General features: G+C 40.6%; 2 protein-coding genes. Both read right to left on the bottom strand.

Going from position 1 to position 1,489, the window contains the following annotated elements; all coding sequences use genetic code 11:
- Positions 1 to 388: 388 nt before the first annotated feature.
- Positions 389 to 832, bottom strand: coding sequence for a hypothetical protein (locus A10D4_RS13295; RefSeq protein WP_008490137.1), 444 nt, complete (start codon positions 830 to 832; stop codon positions 389 to 391).
- Positions 826 to 1,489: hypothetical protein (locus A10D4_RS14215; RefSeq protein WP_008490135.1), on the bottom strand; the 664-nt coding region annotated here is incomplete at its 5' end. The genes A10D4_RS13295 and A10D4_RS14215, both read right to left, overlap by 7 nt.

Raw genomic sequence — 1,489 nt, 5'->3', positions numbered from 1 at the left:
ATGGTCTTTAAATAAGATATAGGTATCGCGATCACCCTGCCCATCTTCGACAATAACCAGATCGTCAGAGATGGTGTAGCGGTACTCGGTGCGATTGCTGGCACCGCCAAGGCTGAACACTAACCAAAAGGCGGCTTTACCAACGAAAACGGCTTGCTCAAGCGATTCTATGCGGATATGTTAAAAACGTCTGGGCGTTGGTCGCATCTGACCATCCACTTCAAAGGCCGACTGGATGATCATATCGACCGATGAAAACTTAGCTGACACAGAATATTGAACACCCTCCCCACTGGCTTTCGTTTGCTTGCCTTAGGTTGCTCCCAAACTAAATAAAGTTAAGGTCAGAGTGTTTGAAATCAATTACTGACCCTTTGATTCTGCATACTTAATTACTAACAGGAGGCGGAGGCATCACTGGACCACTTTCGTATATTGGGCCGTGTAATTCCACAACTTTACTTAAGCAGCCCAAGTACTGCATTGATCGACCCAGCTTTAAATCGCTACCGCAATGTTCTATAGAAAAGACTCCTGCCACAGAACCATAATTTTTATTTAATTTCTTAAATAAGCGAGCATTAATTGTTCCATTGGCTGTATTTTTGCAGAGCCTAATCATTTCATATTCTCTATACATCATCGCAGTTTCTTTGTCATTTGATACGACCAAGCAATCTGAACCATCAGCTATAAAATACCCAGTAAGGTATATCTCTTTGCCTTCATACTGTTGTGGTGAAAGTATTAACTTATAAAAAGATAATCTTTCGAAAGCAAAGGCACTATTGGATATTAATAGTATTACAGTATATAACCAAACTTTTAGCATCCTGCACCTCCACTCAAGTTTGTTAAATATTTACAAGTATTGCCCCATGTATGATCGCCTTTAAAGCCACCCGAATTAAACTGCCAAAGTGTACCACCATTCCAACTTGTTGATGTATAACCATAGGTCAAACCACTTTTTACATCCCAACCAGTGTCATTAGATAAACCAGCTGAGGGCCTCCAATAAAAACTATTAGTTCCATGGGAATGCCATGATGAATGAGCACTACCAACCATATTCATATCAACTGTATTACGCATATAGCTTGTTGATAGCTCTCCTATTGTAAAACCAGCGTCATCGGAACCATATATATATGCTCCCACTTCGACATCAACTGAAAGTTTATTATGAACATTATCATGCAACCACTCTGCCGCAGCTTCGCTAGTTTTAAATGAGCCTGCATTTGCTGTTCCTTTCTTCATTTTAGCAAACTCAGGTTCAAACTTTTCTTTTTCTTCTGCTGTGATTGGTTCACCATTTGGAGATCTAGTTCTATTATCTCCCCCCCAATCAGCTCTCAATACGGCAGCAAAAGCAGCTGTCATTGCACCATTAGCAAACTTGCTTCCTGTTATTTTAGAGAGCGTTCCACCTACAACAGCACTAGCAACCACTCGGCCAATGGCTGTTTTAATACCATTGATTTGT

Origin of the sequence: Idiomarina xiamenensis 10-D-4 (assembly GCF_000299895.1) — a bacterium.
Taxonomy (GTDB): domain Bacteria; phylum Pseudomonadota; class Gammaproteobacteria; order Enterobacterales; family Alteromonadaceae; genus Idiomarina; species Idiomarina xiamenensis.
Note: the sequence above shows the minus strand (reverse complement) of the source record. Positions and strands in the feature narration are given on the sequence as shown.